General features: G+C 65.0%; 16 protein-coding genes and 6 pseudogenes. 14 read left to right on the top strand and 8 right to left on the bottom strand.

Annotated elements, in window-relative coordinates; genetic code table 11:
* Positions 1–8: 8 nt before the first annotated feature.
* Positions 9–731, top strand: coding sequence for a precorrin-2 C(20)-methyltransferase (gene cobI / locus NHF48_RS04950; RefSeq protein ID WP_263817019.1), 723 nt, complete (start codon positions 9–11; stop codon positions 729–731).
* A pseudogene (gene cobJ, locus NHF48_RS04955) lies at positions 728–1,479 on the top strand (precorrin-3B C(17)-methyltransferase). Before cobI ends, cobJ begins: the two are co-directional and overlap by 4 nt.
* Here the strand turns inward: cobJ and NHF48_RS04960 are convergent.
* Positions 1,455–2,204 carry a cobalt-precorrin-6A reductase gene (locus tag NHF48_RS04960; RefSeq protein WP_253070462.1) on the bottom strand — a complete coding sequence of 250 codons (750 nt, stop codon included), beginning with the start codon at positions 2,202–2,204 and terminating at the stop codon, positions 1,455–1,457. The pseudogene cobJ and the gene NHF48_RS04960 overlap by 25 nt on opposite strands.
* Here NHF48_RS04960 and cbiE point away from each other — a divergent pair.
* The 6 genes and pseudogenes from cbiE to cobF all read left to right on the top strand — a co-directional run bounded on the left by cbiE (position 2,203) and on the right by cobF (position 7,349).
* Positions 2,203–3,403 (top strand): annotated as a pseudogene (cbiE, locus tag NHF48_RS04965) (precorrin-6y C5,15-methyltransferase (decarboxylating) subunit CbiE). The gene NHF48_RS04960 and the pseudogene cbiE overlap by 2 nt on opposite strands.
* Positions 3,400–3,762 carry a cobalamin biosynthesis protein gene (locus tag NHF48_RS04970; RefSeq protein WP_446741200.1) on the top strand — a complete coding sequence of 121 codons (363 nt, stop codon included), beginning with the start codon at positions 3,400–3,402 and terminating at the stop codon, positions 3,760–3,762. The pseudogene cbiE and the gene NHF48_RS04970 overlap by 4 nt, the downstream one beginning before the upstream one ends.
* Positions 3,759–4,544 carry a precorrin-4 C(11)-methyltransferase gene (gene cobM / locus NHF48_RS04975; protein WP_253070464.1) on the top strand — a complete coding sequence of 262 codons (786 nt, stop codon included), beginning with the start codon at positions 3,759–3,761 and terminating at the stop codon, positions 4,542–4,544. Before NHF48_RS04970 ends, cobM begins: the two co-directional genes overlap by 4 nt.
* 11 nt (positions 4,545–4,555) lie before the next feature.
* Positions 4,556–5,849, top strand: a pseudogene (locus NHF48_RS04980) (cobyrinate a,c-diamide synthase).
* Positions 5,850–5,896: 47 nt separating this feature from the next.
* Complete coding sequence (gene cobA / locus NHF48_RS04985; RefSeq protein WP_263816728.1) at positions 5,897–6,553, top strand: uroporphyrinogen-III C-methyltransferase; 657 nt, start codon at positions 5,897–5,899, stop codon at positions 6,551–6,553.
* 19 nt (positions 6,554–6,572) lie between these two features.
* Complete coding sequence (gene cobF, locus NHF48_RS04990) at positions 6,573–7,349, top strand: precorrin-6A synthase (deacetylating) (protein WP_253070466.1); 777 nt, start codon at positions 6,573–6,575, stop codon at positions 7,347–7,349.
* 267 nt (positions 7,350–7,616) lie between these two features.
* Here the strand turns inward: cobF and NHF48_RS04995 are convergent, their stop codons facing one another.
* Complete coding sequence (locus tag NHF48_RS04995) at positions 7,617–7,886, bottom strand: DUF1488 family protein (RefSeq protein WP_056058830.1); 270 nt, start codon at positions 7,884–7,886, stop codon at positions 7,617–7,619.
* A gap of 144 nt (positions 7,887–8,030) precedes the next feature.
* Between NHF48_RS04995 and NHF48_RS05000 the strand changes: the two genes are divergently transcribed.
* Together NHF48_RS05000 and NHF48_RS05005 are read left to right on the top strand one after the other, a co-directional pair.
* On the top strand, positions 8,031–9,752 hold the full coding sequence (locus NHF48_RS05000; RefSeq protein WP_253070467.1) for a M3 family metallopeptidase: 1,722 nt from the start codon (positions 8,031–8,033) through the stop codon (positions 9,750–9,752).
* Positions 9,724–10,167, top strand: coding sequence for a M3 family metallopeptidase (locus NHF48_RS05005; RefSeq protein ID WP_253070468.1), 444 nt, complete (start codon positions 9,724–9,726; stop codon positions 10,165–10,167). The genes NHF48_RS05000 and NHF48_RS05005 overlap by 29 nt, the downstream gene beginning before the upstream one ends.
* A 127-nt stretch (positions 10,168–10,294) precedes the next feature.
* Here NHF48_RS05005 and NHF48_RS05010 read toward each other — a convergent pair whose 3' ends face one another.
* On the bottom strand, positions 10,295–10,540 hold the full coding sequence (locus NHF48_RS05010) for a hypothetical protein (protein ID WP_253070469.1): 246 nt from the start codon (positions 10,538–10,540) through the stop codon (positions 10,295–10,297).
* Positions 10,541–10,641: 101 nt separating this feature from the next.
* Here NHF48_RS05010 and NHF48_RS05015 point away from each other — a divergent pair, with 101 nt between their 5' ends.
* Positions 10,642–12,717 carry a TonB-dependent receptor domain-containing protein gene (locus NHF48_RS05015; protein WP_253072340.1) on the top strand — a complete coding sequence of 692 codons (2,076 nt, stop codon included), beginning with the start codon at positions 10,642–10,644 and terminating at the stop codon, positions 12,715–12,717.
* Positions 12,718–12,752: 35 nt separating this feature from the next.
* Here NHF48_RS05015 and NHF48_RS05020 read toward each other — a convergent pair whose 3' ends face one another.
* The 3 genes from NHF48_RS05020 to NHF48_RS24715 all read right to left on the bottom strand — a co-directional run bounded on the left by NHF48_RS05020 (position 12,753) and on the right by NHF48_RS24715 (position 15,639).
* Positions 12,753–13,418 (bottom strand): glutathione S-transferase, encoded by a 666-nt coding sequence (locus NHF48_RS05020; protein ID WP_342454586.1) that lies wholly within the window; start codon positions 13,416–13,418, stop codon positions 12,753–12,755.
* 78 nt (positions 13,419–13,496) lie between these two features.
* The gene (locus NHF48_RS24710; protein WP_342454587.1) at positions 13,497–13,757 is read right to left on the bottom strand and encodes a hypothetical protein; all 261 of its coding nucleotides are present in this window, start codon (positions 13,755–13,757) and stop codon (positions 13,497–13,499) included.
* Positions 13,675–15,639 (bottom strand): TonB-dependent siderophore receptor, encoded by a 1,965-nt coding sequence (locus NHF48_RS24715; RefSeq protein ID WP_342454588.1) that lies wholly within the window; start codon positions 15,637–15,639, stop codon positions 13,675–13,677. Before NHF48_RS24715 ends, NHF48_RS24710 begins: the two co-directional genes overlap by 83 nt.
* Positions 15,640–15,782: 143 nt before the next feature.
* Between NHF48_RS24715 and NHF48_RS05035 the strand changes: the two genes are divergently transcribed.
* Positions 15,783–16,124, top strand: a complete 342-nt coding sequence (locus NHF48_RS05035; protein WP_253070471.1) for a hypothetical protein — start codon at positions 15,783–15,785, stop codon at positions 16,122–16,124.
* 319 nt (positions 16,125–16,443) lie between these two features.
* Here NHF48_RS05035 and NHF48_RS05040 read toward each other — a convergent pair.
* Positions 16,444–18,033, bottom strand: a pseudogene (locus NHF48_RS05040) (Na+/H+ antiporter).
* Between NHF48_RS05040 and NHF48_RS05045 the strand changes: the two are divergent.
* A complete protein-coding gene (locus NHF48_RS05045) occupies positions 17,962–18,168 on the top strand; it encodes a hypothetical protein (protein WP_253072524.1) in 207 nt (68 codons plus the stop codon). The pseudogene NHF48_RS05040 and the gene NHF48_RS05045 overlap by 72 nt on opposite strands.
* Positions 18,169–18,174: 6 nt before the next feature.
* Here the strand turns inward: NHF48_RS05045 and NHF48_RS05050 are convergent.
* Positions 18,175–18,943: pseudogene (locus tag NHF48_RS05050) on the bottom strand (hypothetical protein); the annotation flags it as partial.
* Between the two features lie 182 nt (positions 18,944–19,125).
* Between NHF48_RS05050 and NHF48_RS05055 the strand changes: the two are divergent.
* Positions 19,126–20,134 (top strand): annotated as a pseudogene (locus NHF48_RS05055) (sugar kinase).
* Positions 20,135–20,319: the final 185 nt, after the last annotated feature.

Genomic DNA, 20,319 nt, shown 5'->3' on the forward strand with positions numbered 1-20,319 from the left:
CGTACGAACTGGGGGGCACGATCCACGGCGTAGGCTTGGGTCCCGGCGCGCAGGACCTGATGAGCGTCCGCTCGGACCGCCTCGTCCGTGGCGCGCGCCACATCGCGTATTTCCGCAAGGCCGGACGCCCCGGCCAGGCGCGAAAGATCGTCGACGGCATGCTCCGCGACGACGTGATCGAATTCCCGATGGAATACCCCGTCACCACCGAGATCCCGGTCTCGGACCCGCGCTACAACGACTGCGTGTCCGCCTTCTACGCCACCTGCATCGACCGCCTCGCAACGCTGGCAAACGCAGGCGAGGACGTCGTGGTCCTCTGCGAAGGCGACCCGTTCTTCTACGGTTCGTTCATGCACCTCTACACCCGCCTGCAGACGATCGCGCCGGTGAAGGTCGTACCCGGAATCACGGGCATGTCCGGCGCGTGGACGGCCAGCGGCGCGCCGATCACCTGGGGCGACGACGTCCTGACGGTGCTGATGGGCACGCTCCCCGAAGACGATCTCGTCCGCCGCATCCGCGATACCGACGCGCTGGTGGTGATGAAGATCGGCCGCCACCTCGCCAAGCTCCGCCGCGCGGTCGCCGCTGCGGGACGCGAATCCGAAGCGTGGCTGGTCGAATACGCCGCGATGGCCGACCAGCGCGTGACGCGGCTGTGCGACGCGGAGGCGATCACGCCCTATTTCTCGATCCTGCTGATCCACGGGCAGGGGCGGCGACCATGACCGGCTGGCTTGCCATCGCTGGCCTTGGCCCCGGCGACGAAGCGCTCGTGACGCCCGAAGTCACCGCCGCGCTCGCGGACGCGACCGATGTCATCGGCTACATCCCCTATGTCGCGCGCGTCACCCCGCGCGAGGGCCTCACGCTCCATCCCACCGACAACCGCGTCGAACTCGATCGCGCCACGCACGCGCTGCAACTCGCAATGCAAGGTCACCGCGTCGTAGTGGTCTCGTCGGGCGACCCCGGCGTGTTCGCAATGGCGGCGGCAGTGTTCGAAGCCCTCGAAGCCGGTCCGACGGAATGGCGCGACATCGATATCCGCGTCCTCCCCCGGCATCACCGCGATGCTCGCCGCCAGTGCACGTGCCGGCGCACCGCTCGGCCATGATTTCTGCGCGATCAACCTTTCGGATAACCTGAAACCCTGGGGCGTGATCGAACGCCGCGTGCGCCTCGCCGCCGAAGCCGACTTCGCGATCGCCTTCTACAATCCGCGATCGAAGGCGCGCCCCGACGGGCTTATCCGCATCTTCGAAATCCTCCGCGAAACCTGCGCCGACGACCGCCCCGTCCTGTTCGCCCGCGCCGTCTCCACACCCGAGGAAACGCTCCGCATCGTACCCCTGACCGAAGCCCGCGCGGACATGGCGGACATGCGGACGATGATCATCATCGGCTCCAGCCTGACGCGCGTTATCGATCGCCCGTCGGGACCGATCCCTCTACACCCCCCGGTCGGCGCCATGATCGAGCCAGCGCATCACATCCGCCACCGCGTGCACCTCGCGTCGAGCGGGCAGGGCAGGCCGATCGATCATGATCACCGAGAGGCCAAGCGCGCGCGCAGCATGCAGTTTGGCCGACGCCCCCGTGCCACCGGCGTTCTTGCAGACCACGACTTCGATGCCGCGCGACGCCATCAACTGCCGATCGCCCTCGACATCGAACGGCCCGCGGTCGACGACGAGATGATGACGCGGCAACCCCGGCGGCTGGTCGGGCACATCGACGAACCGCAGCAGATAGTCGTGCTGCGGTTGCTCCGCGAAAGCATCGACATGCATCCGCCCCAGCGCCAGCATCACGCGCCGCGGCGGTCCGTTGAGCGCCGCAACCGCAGCGTCGATATCGGCCACGCGCGTCCACCGATCGCCCGCGACCGGCAACCAAGCCGGCCGCGTCAGTGCAATATATGCGACACCGGCGCGCTCCGCCGCGACGACCGCGTTCGCGCTCATCCGGGCCGCGAAGGGGTGCGTCGCGTCGACCATATGAATCACGCCCTGCTCGCGCAGATACGCGACCAGCCCGTCGACGCCGCCAAAGCCTCCGACGCGCACCGGGATAGGCTGCGCCTTCGGGTTGGCGACGCGTCCGGCATAGCTCAGCACCGCATCGTTGCCTCGCGCAGCCAGCGCTGCGGCAAGCGCGCTGGCCTCGGTCGTGCCGCCCAGTACCAGGATGTTCGACATGGCTGACACTCCCTGGCTGACGATCATCGGTATAGGCGAAGACGGCGTGGACGGCCTGTCCGCGTCGGCGAAGGCCGCATTGGCGCAAGCCGAACTCGTGACCGGCGCCACCCGCCACCTCGCGTTGCTCCCGGACCTTAAGAGCGCGGTCGAACCCTGGCCAGTCCCGTTCGGCGACGGTGTCACTCGGCTGCTCGCGCACCGTGGCAAGCGCGTCGCGATGCTCGTGTCCGGCGATCCGTTCTGGTTCGGTGCGGGTACGTCGATCACGCGTCACCTCGATCCCGGCGAATGGGTAGCGCACCCCGCGCACTCGACATTTGGTCTCGCCGCCTCGCGCCTAGGCTGGCCTATCGAGAAGACCAGTTGCCTGGGTCTCCACGCCGCACCTTTTGCCCGCCTCCGCCGGCATATCGTACCGGGTCGTCGCGCGATCGTGCTGGTCCGCGACGGCGCAGCGGTTGCCGGATTGGCACGGTATCTCTCCGACCTCGGGTTCGGACCATCGCGCCTGCACATCCTCGAAGCGCTCGCGGCGCCCCGCGAGCGTGTTCGCGACATCGCAGCAGCCGACCTCGATGATGACGACATCGTGCATCCCGTCGCAATCGGGATCGTCTTTGCGGGGGCAGGGCCAGGTTGTGCCTCGCACATCCGGCCTTCCGGACACTTGGTTCGATCATGACGGCCAGCTTACTAAACGCCCGGTTCGCGCGCTGACGCTGTCCGCGCTCGCACCGAAACCTGGTGAGACGCTGTGGGACATCGGCGCGGGCTCTGGCTCTATCGGCATCGAATGGTTGCTCGCTCATCCGTCGACGCATGCCACCGCATTCGAAGCCGACCCCGTCCGCGCCAGCCGAGCCGAGAATAACGCCGCAGCCCTGGGCGTCGATCGACTTCGTGTAGTCCGGGGCCGTGCACCGGAGGCACTCGAAGGTTACGCCGCTCCAGATGCGGTCTTCGTCGGCGGTGGGCTCTCCGAAGCCTTGCTCGAAACATTATGGGCGAGGCTGCCAGCTGGCGCACGCCTGGTCGCCAACGCAGTGACGCTCGAATCCGAGGCGTTGTTGTCGCGCTGGCATGGTCTGAAGGGCGGCACCCTGCTGCGCGTCGAACTGTCGGAAGCCACCCCGCTCGGCACACGACGCGGCTGGCGCGCGAGCTATCCGGTCGTCCAGTGGAGCGTCACGCTGTGATCGTCGCCGGCTTCGGGTTCCGCGCGGAGGCAACGCTGGCATCGCTGCAAGATGCGCTTGCCAGTGCGCAGCACGGCCAGGCGCAAGTCACGCGGCTTGCCACTCCTCGCGACAAGGCTCCGCTGGTCGAACGGCTTGCCGAAGCGCTGGATCTGCTCCTGATCGCTATCGACCCAGATGCGCTACGCGCTGCACAAACGGCCACGAAGTCGGCTTTTAGCCTGAAGATACGCCAGACTGGCAGCGTCGCCGAAGCTTGCGCACTTGCTGCGGCAGGACCCGGCGCGCGGTTGCTGACACCGCGCCACATTTCCCACGACCGCATGGCGACGTGCGCCATCGCAGAAGGATTCGCATGACCGTCCACTTCATCGGCGCAGGCCCAGGCGCGCCCGACCTGCTTACGCTCCGCGGGCGCGACCGGATTGCCGGATCGTCCGTATGTCTCTATGCGGGCTCGCTTATTCCTGCGGCGATGCTCGATCATTGTCCACCGGGCGCGCGGATCGTCAACACTGCGCCCTTGTCCCTCGACGAGATCATCGCCGAGATCCAGACCGCGCACGACGCAGGCCAGGACGTCGCCCGGCTCCACTCCGGCGACCTGTCGATCTGGTCGGCGATGGGCGAGCAACTCCGCCGCCTTCGCGCGCTCAACATCACGTTCACGATCACCCCCGGCGTACCAGCCTTCGCCGCCGCCGCCGCCGCGCTGGAGGTCGAACTGACGCTGCCCGAACTTGCGCAGTCGGTAGTGCTGACTCGAACGCCCGGGCGCGCTAGCACGATGCCGCCGGCCGAGACCTTGGCAGCCTTCGCCGCAACCGGTGCGACGCTCGCGATCCATCTTTCGGTCCACAATCTCGCACAGGTGATCGCGGACCTGACGCCGTTCTACGGTACCGATTGCCCAGTAGCGATCGTCTGGCGAGCAGGCTGGCCGGACCAGCAGATCGTGCGGGCCACGCTAGCGACGATCGCCGAAGCCGTAGCGGGCAAACCCGATCGCACAGCCCTGATCCTCGTCGGCCAAGCCCTCGCCGCACAGGATTTCGCCGAGAGCAGCCTCTACGCGCAAGGCTATGACCGCCGCTTCCGGCCACAATCGGCGGACTCGAAGTTCGCTGGAGGGGAGGCGTGACGCCCGGCCTGATGGTTGCCGCGCCCGCATCGGGCACCGGCAAGACCACCGTCATGCTCGGCCTCCTCCGCGCACTCCGTGACGACGGCGTTGCGGTGCAGCCGTTCAAGAGTGGCCCCGACTATATCGACCCAGCCTTCCATCGCGCTGCCAGCGGTCGCGCATCGTTCAACCTCGACAGCTGGTCGATGTCTGCGACGATGCTCGAAACCCTCGCCAACAAAGCCGACGATGCGGACTTCGCGCTTGCGGAAGGCTCGATGGGCTTGTTCGATGGGGTCGCTAAATCGGGCGCGACCGGCAACGGTGCCAGCGCCGACATAGTCCGCCGGATGGGCTGGCCGGTCGTGCTGGTTATCGACGTTTCTGGCCAGGCGCAGTCAGCCGCCGCTACCGCGCTCGGCTTCAGCCGTTACGACCCCAGCGTGCACATCGCCGGCGTAATCCTCAACCGCGTGGCCAGCCCCCGCCACGAACGCCTCGTGCGCAGCGGGGTGGACGCTGTCGGCATACGCGTGTTCGGCGCACTTCCACGGCGCGGCGACCTGAAGCTACCCGAACGCCATCTTGGATTGGTGCAGGCGGTCGAACATCCCGATCTCGATGCGCGGATCGCCGAATATGCGGACTTCCTCCGCGCGCATGTCGACATCCCCGCGCTTCGCGACGCCGCGACCGCCAGCACCAGGCCTCCAAGCGCGGTTAGCTGGATAAGCCCCCCTGCTCAGCGGATCGCCCTCGCGCAGGACGCAGCCTTCTCGTTCACCTACGCGCACGTCCTCGAAGGCTGGCGGCGCGCGGGGGGCGGAAATTCTACCCTTCTCCCCGCTCGCCGACGAACCTCCCGCTGCGGATGCCGATCTCGTATGGCTTCCTGGCGGCTATCCCGAGCTCCACGCGGGCAAGCTCGCTGAAGCCCACCGGTTCCAGGCAGGCCTGACGGAGTTCGCCAAAACCCGCCCGATCCACGGCGAGTGCGGCGGCTACATGGCGCTGGGCAAGGCGCTAATCGATGCGGACGGCGTTCGGCACGAGATGGCAGGCCTGCTCGGCCTCGTCACCAGCTACGCCCAGCGGAAAATGCACCTCGGCTATCGGCGCGCGACTCTTCTCGCACCGATGGGCGGCGTCGAAGCGGGCGCCGCGCTGACCGGCCATGAATTCCACTACTCCACGATCCTCGACCAGCCCGACGCTCCGCTCGCGAACGTCACCGATGCCGAGGGCACCGCCGTTCCCGAAACCGGCTCGTACCGCGGCCGCGTCTCGGGCAGTTTCTTCCACATGATCGCTGCCACCCCATGACCGGTTTCGTCTCCTTCGTCGGCTCCGGTCCTGGCGACCCTGAACTCTTGACTCTGAAGGCGGTCGCGCGGTTGCAGGCCGCCGACGCGGTGCTGTTCGACGACCTGTCCTCGACCGTTCTCGACCATGCTCGCCCAGGCGCCGATCTCGTCGCTGTCGGTAAACGCGCCGGTCGCCCATCGCCTAGTCAGGCGCACGTCTCGCAACTCCTGGTCGAGTACGCTCAAACCGGCATCCGCGTCGTCCGCCTGAAATCCGGCGATGCGGGCATGTTCGGCCGCCTTGAGGAGGAGATCATTGCGCTCAGGGCAGCAGGCATAGCCTTCGAGATCATCCCCGGCATTAGCGCGGCCAGTGCTGCAGCGGCCGCAGCGCAGATCCCGCTGACCCGCCGGCTCAGCGCGCGCCGAGTCCAGTTCGTCACCGGCCATGATGTTACGGGCGGCCTCCCCGAACAACGCAACATGGCGGCGCTTGCCGATCCCGATGCGACCACGGTCGTGTTCATGCCCAAGCGCACATTTCCAGCGCTTGCCTCATCGTTGATCGGGCACGGGCTTTCGCCGGATACGCCGGCGCTGATCGCGGAGAATGTCGGCCATCCCGACCAGTCCCTGACGCGCTCGACGATCGCAGACGTGGCCGCGCAGCTGGGGGGCAGGCTTCTCCAGCAAGCCCGCGCTGATCCCTCTACGGCCCGCTGATGGATGCCGAGGCCGGTAAATGATCGACCTCCACCTCATCGGGATCGGCACCGGCAACCCCGATCACCTCACGCGCGCTGCGATCGCGGCGATGAACGCCGCCGACCTCATCCTCCTGCCGCGCAAGGGCGATACGAAGTCGGACCTGATCGACCTGCGCCGCACCATCTGCGCAGACGTCCTGACCGGTGCCACGCGCGTCGTCGAGTTCGACCTGCCCGAACGCAACACTTATGCGCCCTATCTAAGCGCGGTCGACCAATGGCACGACGCGATCGCGCTCGGCTGGCGGGACGAGATTACACAGCATTTGCCGAAGGGCGGCCGCTTGGCGTTGCTCGTATGGGGCGATCCCTCGCTCTACGACAGCACGCTCCGCATTGCAGACCGGCTATGCGCGGCAGGTCTGGCGATCACCGTGACGGTCGAACCCGGTATCACTAGTCTCCAAGCGTTGACAGCCGCGCATGCCATCCCGTTGAACACAATCGGCGCGCCGGTGCTCATCACGACGGGACGCAGGTTGAGGGCAGGGGGGTGGCCAGCGGGAGTCGATACGATCGCGGTCATGCTCGACGGCGACTGTGCGTTCCAGACGATGGATTCGCGCGGTATCGAAATCTGGTGGGGTGCCTATCTCGGCATGGCGCAGCAGGCGTTGATCGCCGGTCCGCTGGACGACGTGGCCGATGAGATAGTCCAGGCTCGGGCCATCCTTCGCAGGCGTCATGGCTGGATCATGGACATCTATCTTTTGCGTCGAGCCGCCTTGGTCAATCGGCTGGGGTTACCCTGAACCTCCGATTGCTAGCGCGTTCAGGGAGGATCCGGGGTGTGCGGCGTCAGCGCCGCGCAGCGAAACAGGTTTGGAGGCCGGCCATGATGAAGATCGTCATAATCGCCTTCGCGGCGATATGGGGAGCGTCGATGCTGTTCGGCGTGACTCTGCTGGTTGGCAGTCGCTACTCGACCCGTATCCGTCGGTTCGTGACCGGCGACTGAGTGCGTTCGAAAGAGGCGATCGGCGCGTTCGAGACGGCGCCGATCGCCGCTAAACTGCTGATTATTCGAGATCGTCTTCGTCGACGATGATCGTCGATGCATTCGGCTTACGCTCGATGGCTGCGAGGCAGGCGTCGACGATGTCGTCGTTGAAGCGATTGAACAGTTCGATGCCGTCGTCCTCGGGCTCGTCGCCGCTCAGCTCCTTCAGAACCGCGTACTTGACCGCGAACTCATACTCGTCGCCGTCGAATTCGCCGGAGAATTCGATCTGCTTCTGGATGTCGTTGTCGACGACGCTCGCCTGATCGATTTCAAGGGTATTTGCCATGTCGGAACTCCTGGGGTTTGACCGCCTACTGCCTGCGAGCGGGCGGCAGTGCAAGCGCTCAACCGGGTGGTTTGCTAACCGATTGTAACAAGGGCCAGGGCAGGGCAAGGATAGGGGCATCACTCCTGCCATTGTGAGTCGTCAATGTCGCGTTCCAGCCTGCTTCGTTCCGCCGCCATCCTCTGCTGCATCGCCAGCGCCGCCTCTGCGCAAACCCCGGCCAAATCGTCGCGCGTCAATCCGCTGACCGTCCCCAGCACGCTGCCGTTCCAGGCGCCGCGCTTCGACCAGATCAAGGACACCGATTACCAGCCCGCGCTCGAGCAGGGCATGGCGGAACAGATCGCCGAGATGAAGGCGATCGCGAACAACGCCGCAGCACCGACCTTCGCCAACACGATCGAGGCGATGGAGCGCTCCGGCCGGACGCTCGACCGCGCGAGCCAGGCGTTTTTCGGCGTGTCGCAGGCGAACACCAACGATGCGCTCGACGCGGTACGGTCTGTCGAGGCGCCCAAGCTCGCGCAGCATAGCGATGCGATCTATCTCGATCCGAAGCTCTTCGCGCGCGTCCAGGCGCTCTACGCAAAGAAGGACTCGCTAGGTCTCGATGCCGAGCAGAAGCAGGTCCTCGAGATCTATCACAGTGACTTCCTCCACGCCGGCGCGCAGCTGAACGACGCCGACAAGGTCAAGCTGCGCCTGCTCAACACGCAGATCTCGACCGCGACGACCGATTTCCAGCAGAAGCTGCTCGCCGGCACCAAGGCTGGCGCGCTGGTAGTCGACGACAAGGCCAAGCTCGCGGGCCTCAGCGACGCTGAGATCGCAGCCGCTGCCGAGGGCGCGAAGGAGCGCGGCATGCCCGGCAATTACGTGTTGTCGCTCCAGAACACGACGCAGCAACCGGCGCTCGCCTCGCTCTCCGATCGCGCGACCCGCGCGGCGCTGTTCGAGAAGAGCTGGAACCGGTCGCAGCGTGGCGACGCCAACGATACGCGCGCGCTGATCCGGACGATCGCGCAGTTGCGCGCGCAGAAGGCGCAGCTGCTCGGTTATCCGAACTACGCCGCCTATTCGTTGTACGACCAGATGGCGAAGACCCCGGCGGCGGCGAAGGGCTTCATGACGCAGCTCGTCCCCGCGACCGCAGGCGAGCAGCGTCGCGAGGCGGCCGAGTTGCAGAAGACCATAAACGCGACCGGCGCCGCGTTCCCGCTCGCACCGTCCGACTGGGATTTCTATTCGGACAAGGTGCGCAAGGCCAAGTACGACCTCGACCAGAACGAGCTGAAGCCGTATTTCGAGATCAGCCGCGTACTGACCGACGGCGTGTTCTTCGCCGCGAACCAGCTCTACGGCGTCACCTTCAAGGAACGCCGCGATATCCCGACCTACCAGCCGGACATCCGCGTCTTCACCGTCTACGACAAGGACGGCTCCGAGCTGGGCCTGATGTATTTCGATTACTGGAAGCGTGACAACAAGGCGGGCGGCGCCTGGATGTCGAACTTCGTCGGCCAGTCGAAGCTGCTCAAGACCAAGCCGGTCGTGTATAACGTCGGCAACTTCACCAAGCCCGCGCCGGGCCAGCCCGCGCTGATCACGTTCGACGACGTCACGACGATGTTTCACGAATTCGGCCATGCGCTGCACGGGCTGTTCGCGAACCAGACCTATCCGCTCGTCTCGGGCACCAACACCGCGCGCGACTGGGTCGAGTTCCCGTCGCAGTTCAACGAGCATTGGGCGCTCGATCCCAAGGTTTTCGCGAACTATGCCAAGGATTACCGCACCGGTGCGGTAATGCCGCAGGCGCTCGTCACGAAGATCAAGAATGCGGCGAAGTTCAACCAGGGGGTATGAGCTTGGCGAGCTGGTCGCGGCGGCGACGCTGGATCAGGACTGGCATTCGCTGCCGGCGTCAGCCGGGCCGCAGGACGTCGACGCGTTCGAGACCAAGGCGCTGAATTCGATGGGGCTGGACACGAAGGACGTGCCGCCGCGCTATCGCACCAGCTATTTCGCGCACATCTGGGCGGGTGGCTATGCGGCCGGCTACTATGCGTATCTGTGGACCCAGATGCTCGATAACGACGCGTATGCGTGGTTCATGGCGCATGGTGGGCTGACGCGCGCGAACGGCCAGCGCTTCCGCGACATGATCCTGTCGAAGGGCCATACCGAGGATTACGGTCCGATGTTCAAGGCGTTCTACGGCAAGGACCCGGATATCGGCCCGATGCTCGAGGACCGCGGCCTGACGGCGACCGCGAAGTAATATGGTGCGGTGCAGCGGCCTTTGGGACCGCTGCACCGCACCATATTAAATCTGTAGCGTAACGGTCATCCGACTGTCTCGTCGTGCCAATAGGCGCAGCCCCGGGAGTGACGATCGATCGATCTCGCTAGGGGTTTTCAAGAATGACGATGTTTAATCGTACGGCCGCGCGGCTGTTGTGCGGCGCTATCGGTTTTGTCGTGGTCGGCGTGCCAGTCACCGCAACGGCGCAGTCGCTGGTTTCCAAGGACGTGGAGCCGGGTTCGCCTGCTCCGGTGGCCGATCCAGCCACCCCGCCCGCCGGGCAGGATGACACGATCGTCGTCACCGGCGCGAACACGCGATCGGTGACGCAGGTCAGTGGCGTCGACATGCAGAAGATCCTTCCCGGCGTCAGCCCGTTGAAGGCGCTCCAGACGCTCCCCCGGCGTTACCTTCCTTACTGCCGATCCTTGGGGCAACAACGAGCAGAACATCTCGCTGTTCGTCCACGGCTTCAACGCGCAGCAACTCGGCTACACGCTCGACGGACTGCCACTGGGCGACCAGAATTACGGCAACTACAATGGCTTGTCGCCACAACGTGCGATCATCTCGGAGAACATCTCGCGCGTCACGCTGGCCAGCGGCGCGGGCGATCTCGGTACCGCATCGACCAGCAATCTGGGCGGTACGATCGATACCTTCTCGAGCGATCCACGAAAGGACATGGGCGTCCAGGTCGACCAGACGCTCGGCAGCCATTCTACCTCGCGACTGTTCGCGCGGATCGACAGCGGCGATCTGGGCAACGGCAACGCGTTCTACATCTCGGGCTCGCGCCAGAAAGCGAAGGCGTGGGATTTCAATGGTATCCAGGGCGGCTATCAGGCCAATGCCAAGTTCGTTCATGACGACAGCAATGGCAAGCTGACGCTCTACGGCGCGTTTTCGGACAAGACCGAACCGAACGAGGATGCGACCGTCGTCACGACGGCGACGCAAGGCACCGCGCCGTATGTCCGCCCGTTCGTCTATCCCAATTTCAACGAGATGCTGACCTATCTCAACTCCGGCGCGTACAAGGCGGACGGGTCGAACTACCGCAATTACTACGGCGTCGCGGCCCGCACCGACTATCTCGGCTACGTCAAATACGACTGGAACGTCAGCGACCGCGTGACCTTCTCGAACCAGGCCTATTATCATCACAACGACGGTGTCGGTGTCATCGGCGGTCCAATTGACGTCGCCGGCCTGCCCAAGCTGTTCTCGTTCTATTATCCCGGCCAGAACCTCACCCAGGTGTTCGGTGGCTCAGGGCTCGCGACGCGCACGACAGAATATCGCATCGACCGCGGTGGCCTCGTCTCCACCGTCGCGCTCGATCTCGACGCGCATCATGTCGAGTTCGGCGCCTGGTACGAGCATCAGAGCTCGTCCGCGTATCGTCGCTGGTATCCGTTCCCGGTCAACAATCCGAGCACGCCGTACCAGCGCCCGCGTGAGGAACTGACACCGCTGATTACGCAATATCATAGCGAAGTTCGCGTCGACGAATACCAGGCGCACATCCAGGACAGCTGGAAGGTCCTGCCAACGCTGACCATCCAGGGCGGCGTCAAGAGCACGTTCCAGAACGCGTCGCAGCGCGTGCCGACGCAGCCTATCCCGGGCTCGTTCACCGGCTCGGTTGCGCTGCCGGTCGGCAAGATCGACACGCACAAATACTTCCTGCCGCAGCTTGGTGCGCTATGGGATGCGACCGACAACGAGCAGGTGTTCGTCAACGTCCAGAAGAACATTCGCCAGTTCCAGACCAGCGCAGCCGCCGGCCTGTCGCCGTTCGCGCTCGGCAGCCAGGCGGCGTTCGACCTGTTCAAGCAGGACGTCGAGCCCGAGACGAGCTGGACCTATGAGGCGGGTTTGCGTTCGCACCACGCCCTGAACCTTGGCCCGCTGACCGGCTTCGATGGCCAGATCAGCGTCTATCACGTCGACTTCAGCGACCGCCTGCTCGGGATCAGCCCGAACCCGGTTGTGACTGCGGTCGTCAGCGGCGCGGCGATCCTGCAGAACGTCGGTGCGGTGAAGACCGACGGGTTCGATGTCGCGGGCACGTTCCGGTTCGGCTCGCACTTCTCGTTCTACGATGCGCTGTCGTACAACAACTCGCGCTACGAGGAGAACTACATCAGCGGGACGAGCACCGTCGCGACCGCAGGCAAGAAGGTGCCGGGGAGCCCCGACTGGCTCAACAAGTTCACCGCCTCGGCCAATTACGACATCTTCGACGTGCAATTCGTCGGCGACTATATCGGCAAGCGGTTCGCAACCTATACCAACGACCTGTCGGTGCCGTCCTACTTCACGCTGTCCGGCCGCATCGCCGCGCACGTACCGCTGTCGGAAGGGCAGGTCGTCAAGACGGCGACGGTCAGCCTCAACGTTACCAACATCACGAATAAGCGCGCCGCCTCGACGCTCAGCATCGGCGCGGCGAGCGGGACGTTCAACCAGTTCCCGGTCGCACCGCGCCAGATGTTCGGGACGATCAGCGTTGGCTTCTGACGCGGGCAGGGGGGCCTCGGTCTTGCCGGGGTCTCCTACTGTGCGTCCGTCGTCGGGAATATGATCGGAGGATCGCCCGGTTGCCAAGGCGCCGGGCGTATCATGACCCGAGCGAACAACGCCGACGCGAGGTGCCCCGCTAGCCATGCTTGCAGTCGCTCAAACGGCAGGCCGTCGAAATAAGATCGATCGGTTAGCGCGAACTGGCGGACGAACGGCATGATCGCGAGATCGGTCATCGACTGGGGACTGCTGCCAAGACTGCCGGTAGCACGCAGCCGCTCGTCCAGATCGCGAAGCAAAACGGTCGCTGCATCACGGTGCTCGACCGGATCGACATCGTAGCGATCGGCATATTTGTAGCGGTCGAGATGGTGTTTGAAGGCGCCGTCGTTCGTCGCAATCAATGCGGCGTCGTTATCGGTTGGCCAATCGACGTCGGGCGTACGCGCGCAGGCCCAGCGCATTATGTCGAGGCTCTGGTCGATCACCGTCCCGTCCGGCAGCACGAGCACCGGCACGGTTCCCTTGGGCGACGCGTCGAGCATTGCCACCGGCTTGTCCCGCAAGACGATCTCACGCAGTTCGACCTGACGATCGGCCGCCGCGATCGCGAGACGCGCGCGCATCGCGTACGGGCACCGTCGGAAGCTGTAGAGGATCGGCATCATCGGACCTGCATAATGCGAGCGAGCGCTCACGTCGCCTGATCCTGAAAACAGCCGGTGCGACCGCGATCGATACCGTGGAGCGGCATCGATCGCGGCAAGGCCGTCAACTCAGAAACGATAGCCGATCATCGCCTGCACGGTCCGGCGGTTGCCGTACCAGCACCAGTTATAGTTGGCGAAGCACGACGTCAGATACTTCTTGTCGAGGATGTTGGCACCGTTGACGGCGAGGCTGAGGCCCCGCAGCGATGGCGCGAACTTTTCGAGGTCGTAGCGGATCAGCGCATCATAAACGGTGTAAGACGGGCTGTTGCGGCCCGCGGTCTCGCCCGGCGTTACTCCCGCATAAACTTGGTCGACGTGACGCACCGCGCCGCCGATCGTCAGCCCTTCGAGGCCACCACTGCGTGGCGCCCAGTCGAGATAGGCTGACGTCCCGCCACGTCCGACGGTTTCCAGCCCACGACCGACACGCGCCGGCGCGTCGGCATCGCTGGTAACCTTGACGCGCTGCCGGCTGAACGCGACGCGCGCGTTGAAGCCGTAGGGCAGGGGGGGCACTCCCCTCAAATTCGACACCCTGCGAACGAACGCCGCCGGTCTGCCGAGATACGCTGAAATTGGGCGTCGATGTCAGGACGTTGGTCTGGTCGATACGGAACCATGCACCGGACAGCAGGATCTGCGTTCCCGGAATGCTGAACTTCGCACCGGCCTCGATCTGCTTGCCGAGCGATGGGTCTGCCAGCCCGGGCTGGCCGTTGCTCTGCGTGATCGGATTCGCTTGCTGTTCGAACGACGTCGAATAGCTGACGTACGGCGCCAGACCGAACGGCAGCGTATAGAGGGCGGCCGCACGATACGTGAATTTCTTGTCGTGTTTGACACGCCCGTCCTGTTGCGCGCGCGCCCAATCCTGCCGCCCGCTCAAGACTACGCGAAGGTCGCCGAGCGCCATCTGGTCCTGTGCGTAGATGCCCTGCTGACGCTGCTGTACGTTGATCGAAAACTGGCCGCCGATCTGCTCCGGCGTCGTCGGAACCGGCACCGTACCGTAGACCGGGGCAAAGCCGTTAAGGGGAGGCGCGACGCCGAACGCGGCAAGCTCGCGCGAGTGCGCGACCTGGCGATCTACGCCGAACAGGAGTGTGTGCTTGATCGGGCCGGTCTGGACGGTGCCGGAAAGCTGGTTGTCGAACGTCCAATTGTTGAGCTGCTCGCGGGTCGCATAGGATGCGCGGCTGAAAGTCTGCTGCGTCGGGTCGGTCGTGTTGAGGCCGCCTGCGGTATAGATGAGCCCGAGCGCCGACTTCACATATTGATAGCGACCCGACGAGCGGAATGCCCAGCCACCACCGAAATCATGACGGAAGATGTAGGTGAGTGCCGCCTGCTCCCGGCTGAAGCGGTTGCCCGCCTCGCCGCCGTCGAAGCTGGTCGGCAACTTGCCGTTGGGGTTGGCAAGCAACGTGCCGCTCGCGGGGAACACGCCGTAGTCGCCGTTGTACGGATCATGCGAATAGGCCCCGAGCAGCGTGAAGCTGGTCGAGCTGCCCGCGCCCGCCGTTACTGCACCCGAGATCGTCTGGCGCTCGCGCTTGCCGAACTTCTGCTGCGTGTCGGCACCGTTCGCACTGCCGTTGATCCGCCACAGGACGCCTTCGCCGGCTCGGCCACCGATGTCGGCATCGACGCGGTAGAGATCGTAGTTGCCATAAGTGCCGCTGATCGCCCCGTATAGCGCCTGGTCGAGCGGGAGCTTACTCGATTCCGCGACAAGGCCGCCGGGGCTCGACTGGCCGTACAATACCGATGCGGGGCCCTTGATGACTTCGATCCGGTCGAGCCGGGAGACGTCGACCTGCGGCACCGCGTAGCCGGACGGGCTGCCGAACTGCTTCAACCCGTCGAGATAGACCGGGGCATCGAAGCCACGCAGCTTGAACTGATCATAGACCTCGCCGCTCGACCCACGCGTTTCGGGGGTCACGCCGGCGACGAACCGGAGCGCCTGGTTGAGGTTCTGCAAACTGCGTCCGGCAATGTCGTCGGCGGTGATGACGGTGATCGACTGCGGCGTCTCGGCGAGTGGCGTATCGGTCTTGGTCCCGGAGGATGCCTGGTCTCGCGGATGCTGTCCGGTCACGACGATCACGTCCGAGGCGTCCTCGTGCAAAGTCTGTGCATAGCCCGGCGCGACGGCGAAAGCCGCGGAGCCCAGCAAGATGGCGATGCCAAGACGACGTGTCATATGATTCCCTTTACGTTATCGCGCCCCGCTAATGTTTTTGATAACTATTATCAATAGCCGCGTTCCGACCGAGCCAGATAGCGCTTGCCTCTGCGGCAATATGGCAACACCAGCCACGGAACGTAACGTGATGGACGACAGACATGAGCGGCAAGATACTAGCGGTCGAGATTGCGACGGCGGGGGACGCATCCTGGTTCGAGAAGCATCCCGATCGCCGGCTACGGATCCGCAACATGGTGATGGGCGAGTTCGGCGACGTGAGCGGCGAGCCTCCGGTCGGGATGGCGTGGCGAACGATCGTCCTGGAAGCTCAGCCCGGCGCGCGTAGCCGCCAAGCGATCGCACTCCCGATCGGCACGGATGTCGACTCGTTCGACGACGACGATCTCTTCGATCTATTCCGGCGCGTGGCTCCGTCCGGCGCACGGAAAATGATTGCAGCATTGCGCCAAGTTAAGTTGCCTGGCACACCCAAAACCTGAGTCCGTCTCGCGCAGTTCAACAACATGATTATTGGAACAAATATCGGGCAAAGCGAGGCTTTCCCGTGATGGACTGCGCTTCTAACTTCGCCGCCGCCTGCTAGCTTGAGTGACAGTGACGCGCTGCCGAAAGGCGCTGCGTCCTCGGTGCCCCTGCCCGGATACGAGAGTGTCGCACGGACGGGCGGGGCACCTCGTTCATTTCTAATTCACCTTCGAACGGCATATCGCGAAGTAGAGGCATCGCCCAAGTAACGCGTACCTTCAGCGCCCCGTCGGTTTCAGTCACACGGACGGACGGGGCGCTATTTCGCTCCGGTTAAGCCAAGCCCTGCCGCGACAACCGCGCATCGATCAGGTCGAGCTCGCGCCCGAGTTGCTCCGCCAGTTCCACCCCGATCTCCCGGCGCCTTGCAAGGTCGAAGATCGCGTTGCGCTCAGCACGTACCGCCGCAAGCCGCATGTCCCGTTCGATCTTGACGTCGCCTTGCCGCGCGCGGTCCTCCGGCCGCGACGACAGGCTGTCGATGCGTTCGCGGTACTGGTCCATCAATCGCGCCGCGACATCGGTGAAGCGATCGGGATCGTCGCGCCCCCTCGGCCATCCGGTGTTGAACACGGTCGAGTTCGGCGATCGCCGCATTGGCCGCAACAAGCCGAGCCTGATCGCGTGCGGCACCGATGCCGGTTTCGGGCGGCAGGCTGAGGCCCCGCAGCAGCAATGGCAGCGCGACGGCGGCAATGATTAGCGACGACAGGATGACGCCCGACGCAAGGAAGATAACGAGATCGCGCGCCGGGAAGGGCGTACCGTCGGCGAGGCTCAACGGAAGCGTGAGCGCGCCTGCCAAGGTGATGGCACCACGCGCGCCCGCGCACGACATCGCCGCGATGATACGCCGTGGTGGGCTTTCGCCCGCGGTCGTATCGTTGCGCCGCCGTGCGCGAAGAAGCGTGAACTGGAGCGAAACCCAGACCCAGCCGTAGCGAAGGATCGCCAACCCGGCGACGACGGCAATGACATAGACGGCCAACCACCACGGGCTGACGTGCCCGGTCGACGTCACGGTGTCGCGGGCGCGAACGAACACCTCGGGCAGTTGCTCGCCGAGCAGCACGAAGATCACGCCGTTCAGGGTGAACTGGAGCATGTCCCACACCGCGCGCCTGCGGATGCGCGTACCGGCGGCGACCGCCGTGGTCGCGTCGGTAAAGGTCATCGCAATACCCGCGGCGGCGGCAGCGAGAACGCCAGACGCGTGGATGTGTTCGGCCAGTAGATAGGCGGCGAACGGGATCAACAAGCTGACGAGGATGTTCGAGCCGGCCTCGTCACCGAACCGTCGTGCGAAGGCGCTCTTGGTCGCGACGATACCGAGCGCGACACCGACGCCGATCGCAACCCCGGCGACCGCCATCCACGCGAACGTCGCCGCGGCATCGGCGAACGAGAAGGTGCCGGTCAGTACGGCGGCGATCGCAAAGCGGACGCAGACCAGGCCGGACGCGTCGTTCAGCAACGCCTCGCCTTCGAGGATATGCATCATCCGCTTCGGGATCGGCGCGTTCTGGGCGACCGCGGAGACGGCAATAGGATCGGTCGGCGACACCACGGCCGCGAGCGCGAACGCGACCCCCAGCGGCATCGCCGGGATCAGCCAATGGACGAAGAGGCCCATGCCAAGGACGGTGAGGAAAACGAGGCCGAGCGCGAGCCCCAACACGGCGCCACTATCGCGAAAGAGTTCGTCCTTGGGAATGCGCCAGCCGTCGAGGAACAGGAGCGGCGGCACGAGCAGAGAAGGAAGAAGAGTTCGGGATCGAGTTCGACCCGGACATGCGCGACCATGCCGATGAGTGCGCCGAGCGCGATCTGTACGAGCGGACGTGGCAGCGCCGACGGCAGCATGCGCGACGCGATGCCGCTCACCACGACGGCGAGCAACAGGAACAGGCACAAGGTCACAATCTGCAAACCGGACTCCCCAAGGTTTTGGACGCGCAGCAAGCACGCAGGCGCGCGATCAACAGGACCGGCAGGTAGTCTCGATCAGATAGCAGTAAATCGGAAATTTCGGAAGCGTGCGCTACCTCTTCCCGCAGCGTTTACCCCGGCCGGAGCATCACGAAGCCGCCGCGGACGTCGTAGTGGTAAACCCGAAACCTCGATCCGCCGATCGAACCGGCGCCAAGTCCGGTCGCCATCTCCGCTCATGGCGTACGTGACGATGTGGCGGTTGTTGGTCACGCGGATCAACATCGAACGGCCATGCGGGTTGGCGGGGCGGCCGCGCTGGGCGCCACATTGATGCGTGACGAAACGATCCCCGTCGAGGCCAAGACCGCAATAAAGCTTGTCGTCGTAGAACAGGAGGAGCCCAGCAGTGGTGCCGGGAGTCGCAGTCGAAGCGGTATCGCGTATCCCCGGCGATCAGCTACAGCGGAGATGAGTTCACGGGCGCGGAGCCGTTAGCGGCGAGGGTCAGCGTGTTGCCGGTGATCGATGGGCGCTTTGCCTCGTTTGGACGTGGGCGAAAAAACTCCATCTCGTGCCAAGCGCGAGCTTCTCAAAATTGTCGGATTCGCTTGGCCGTGCGAGACTGCGGCGCCACCCTTTGGCTTGGTGAGCGGCGTCCAGAGGTCGCCGCCCTTCATGCTGAACCAGCCGTATGCGGTCCTTTCGGGGCCCTCGGATGAGAAGCCGTCGACGATCCAGTCTTCTGGGTAGCCCAAGGATCATTGATTTTTTTGACAGAGCCGACCGTCGAAAGGCCGTCGGCCGCAAGGCGGATACGATCGCCGCCCGAGAGGAAAAGCCACATCCTCGCCGTCGATGGCGGCTGGCTCGCTCGGTGACGTTCGTCCCGGCACGGAAGCGGGGGGCCAGTCTCACGCTAACGGGAAGGGGCTTCCGCTGGCGTATCCATCGTGGCACGCACGCTTCACCACGACCAAGCAAGGCCGTCCTCCCCGTGCTGGGCGGATCAGACGAAGGGGCAATATGACGAAATTCCTGGCGTTCGGCGAGATCATGTTACGGCTTTCCCCGCCGGGTCGCGAGTTGCTGTTGCAGACGCCGAAGCTCGACGTTTGGGTCGCAGGCGCAGAGGCGAACGTCGTGACGCAGCTTGCACGGCTCGGTCACGACGTCGGGATGGCAACGATGGTCCCCGACAACGATCTCGGCCGCGCGGCGATAACGACGTTGCGTGGTCATGGTGTCGACACGTCGACGATCACACTGGGCGGCGACCGGATGGGGCTGTATTTCGTGACGTCGGGCGCAGGCCTTCGCGCCACCGAAGTCATCTACGACCGGGCCTGGTCGTCGTTCGCGGAGGCACCTGCTGACACCTGGGACTGGACTTCGCTGCTCGACGGCGTCGATCGCCTGCATCTGTCCGGCATCACCCCGGCGCTCGGCCCGGTCCCGGCGGAAGCGGCGCTGACCGCGGTTCGTGCCGCGACCGAACGCGGAATTGCGGTCTCGTTCGACGGCAATTGGCGCGGCAAGCTGTGGGAACGGTGGGACTCGAACCCGCGCGCGATCCTGACGCAACTCGTCGAGCATGCGGACCTGATGTTCGGCAATCACCGCGACATCGCCCTGCTGCTCGATCGCGACTTCTCCGGCGAGGCCGAAGATCGCCGCCGCGAAGCGACGGAGGCGGCGTTCGCCGCGTTCCCTCGCTTGCAGACGATCGCATCCACCGCGCGTCATGTCGAACACGTCGATCTCCACCGCCTTTCCGCGAGGATCGATACGCGCGACGCTAGCGTTCAGACCGACGAGGTCGTGCTGGCCGGTATCGTCGATCGGATCGGCGGCGGCGACGCGTTCGCGGCGGGTATCCTGCATGGCCTGCGGTCGGGCAAGGGCATCGCCGAAACCGCGCGCGTCGGCTTGGCCCCTCGCGGCGCTGAAACATTCGTTGCCGGGCGATGCGAGCCTGTTCCGCCAAGCTGATATCGACGCATATCTCGCCGGCGGCCTCGATGTCCGGCGATGACTGGACGCCTAGGGCGGCGATAGGTGCCGGTGCCGAACTGGTCCTGGCCAGTGGCGCCAGGGCGAATGCGTCGTGCTCGGTGCGTTGCCGAACACGACGCGCACGGCAACGCTCTACGGCCTGTCGAAGCGCGCGTAGAACGGTACGCTCTATTACGACGACAAGAAGTTCAGCGCGCGCGGGTC

Source organism: Sphingomonas sp. H160509, assembly GCF_024124765.2.
GTDB lineage: Bacteria > Pseudomonadota > Alphaproteobacteria > Sphingomonadales > Sphingomonadaceae > Sphingomonas.

Bases quoted from the DNA above. Each gene is read 5' to 3' on its own strand.
- NHF48_RS05035 (WP_253070471.1), top strand. From the start codon at position 15,783: ATGAGCGGCAAGATACTAGCGGTCGAGATTGCGACGGCGGGGGACGCA.
- NHF48_RS05000 (WP_253070467.1), top strand. From the start codon at position 8,031: ATGTCGCGTTCCAGCCTGCTTCGTTCCGCCGCCATCCTCTGCTGCATC.
- NHF48_RS05005 (WP_253070468.1), top strand. From the start codon at position 9,724: ATGCGGCGAAGTTCAACCAGGGGGTATGAGCTTGGCGAGCTGGTCGCG.
- NHF48_RS05045 (WP_253072524.1), top strand. From the start codon at position 17,962: ATGCGCGACCATGCCGATGAGTGCGCCGAGCGCGATCTGTACGAGCGG.
- NHF48_RS05010 (WP_253070469.1), bottom strand. From the start codon at position 10,540: ATGTCGACGCCACTGACCTGCGTCACCGATCGCGTGTTCGCGCCGGTG.
- cobF (WP_253070466.1), top strand. From the start codon at position 6,573: ATGATCGACCTCCACCTCATCGGGATCGGCACCGGCAACCCCGATCAC.
- NHF48_RS04960 (WP_253070462.1), bottom strand. From the start codon at position 2,204: ATGTCGAACATCCTGGTACTGGGCGGCACGACCGAGGCCAGCGCGCTT.
- cobM (WP_253070464.1), top strand. From the start codon at position 3,759: ATGACCGTCCACTTCATCGGCGCAGGCCCAGGCGCGCCCGACCTGCTT.
- NHF48_RS24715 (WP_342454588.1), bottom strand. From the start codon at position 15,639: ATGACACGTCGTCTTGGCATCGCCATCTTGCTGGGCTCCGCGGCTTTC.
- NHF48_RS04995 (WP_056058830.1), bottom strand. From the start codon at position 7,886: ATGGCAAATACCCTTGAAATCGATCAGGCGAGCGTCGTCGACAACGAC.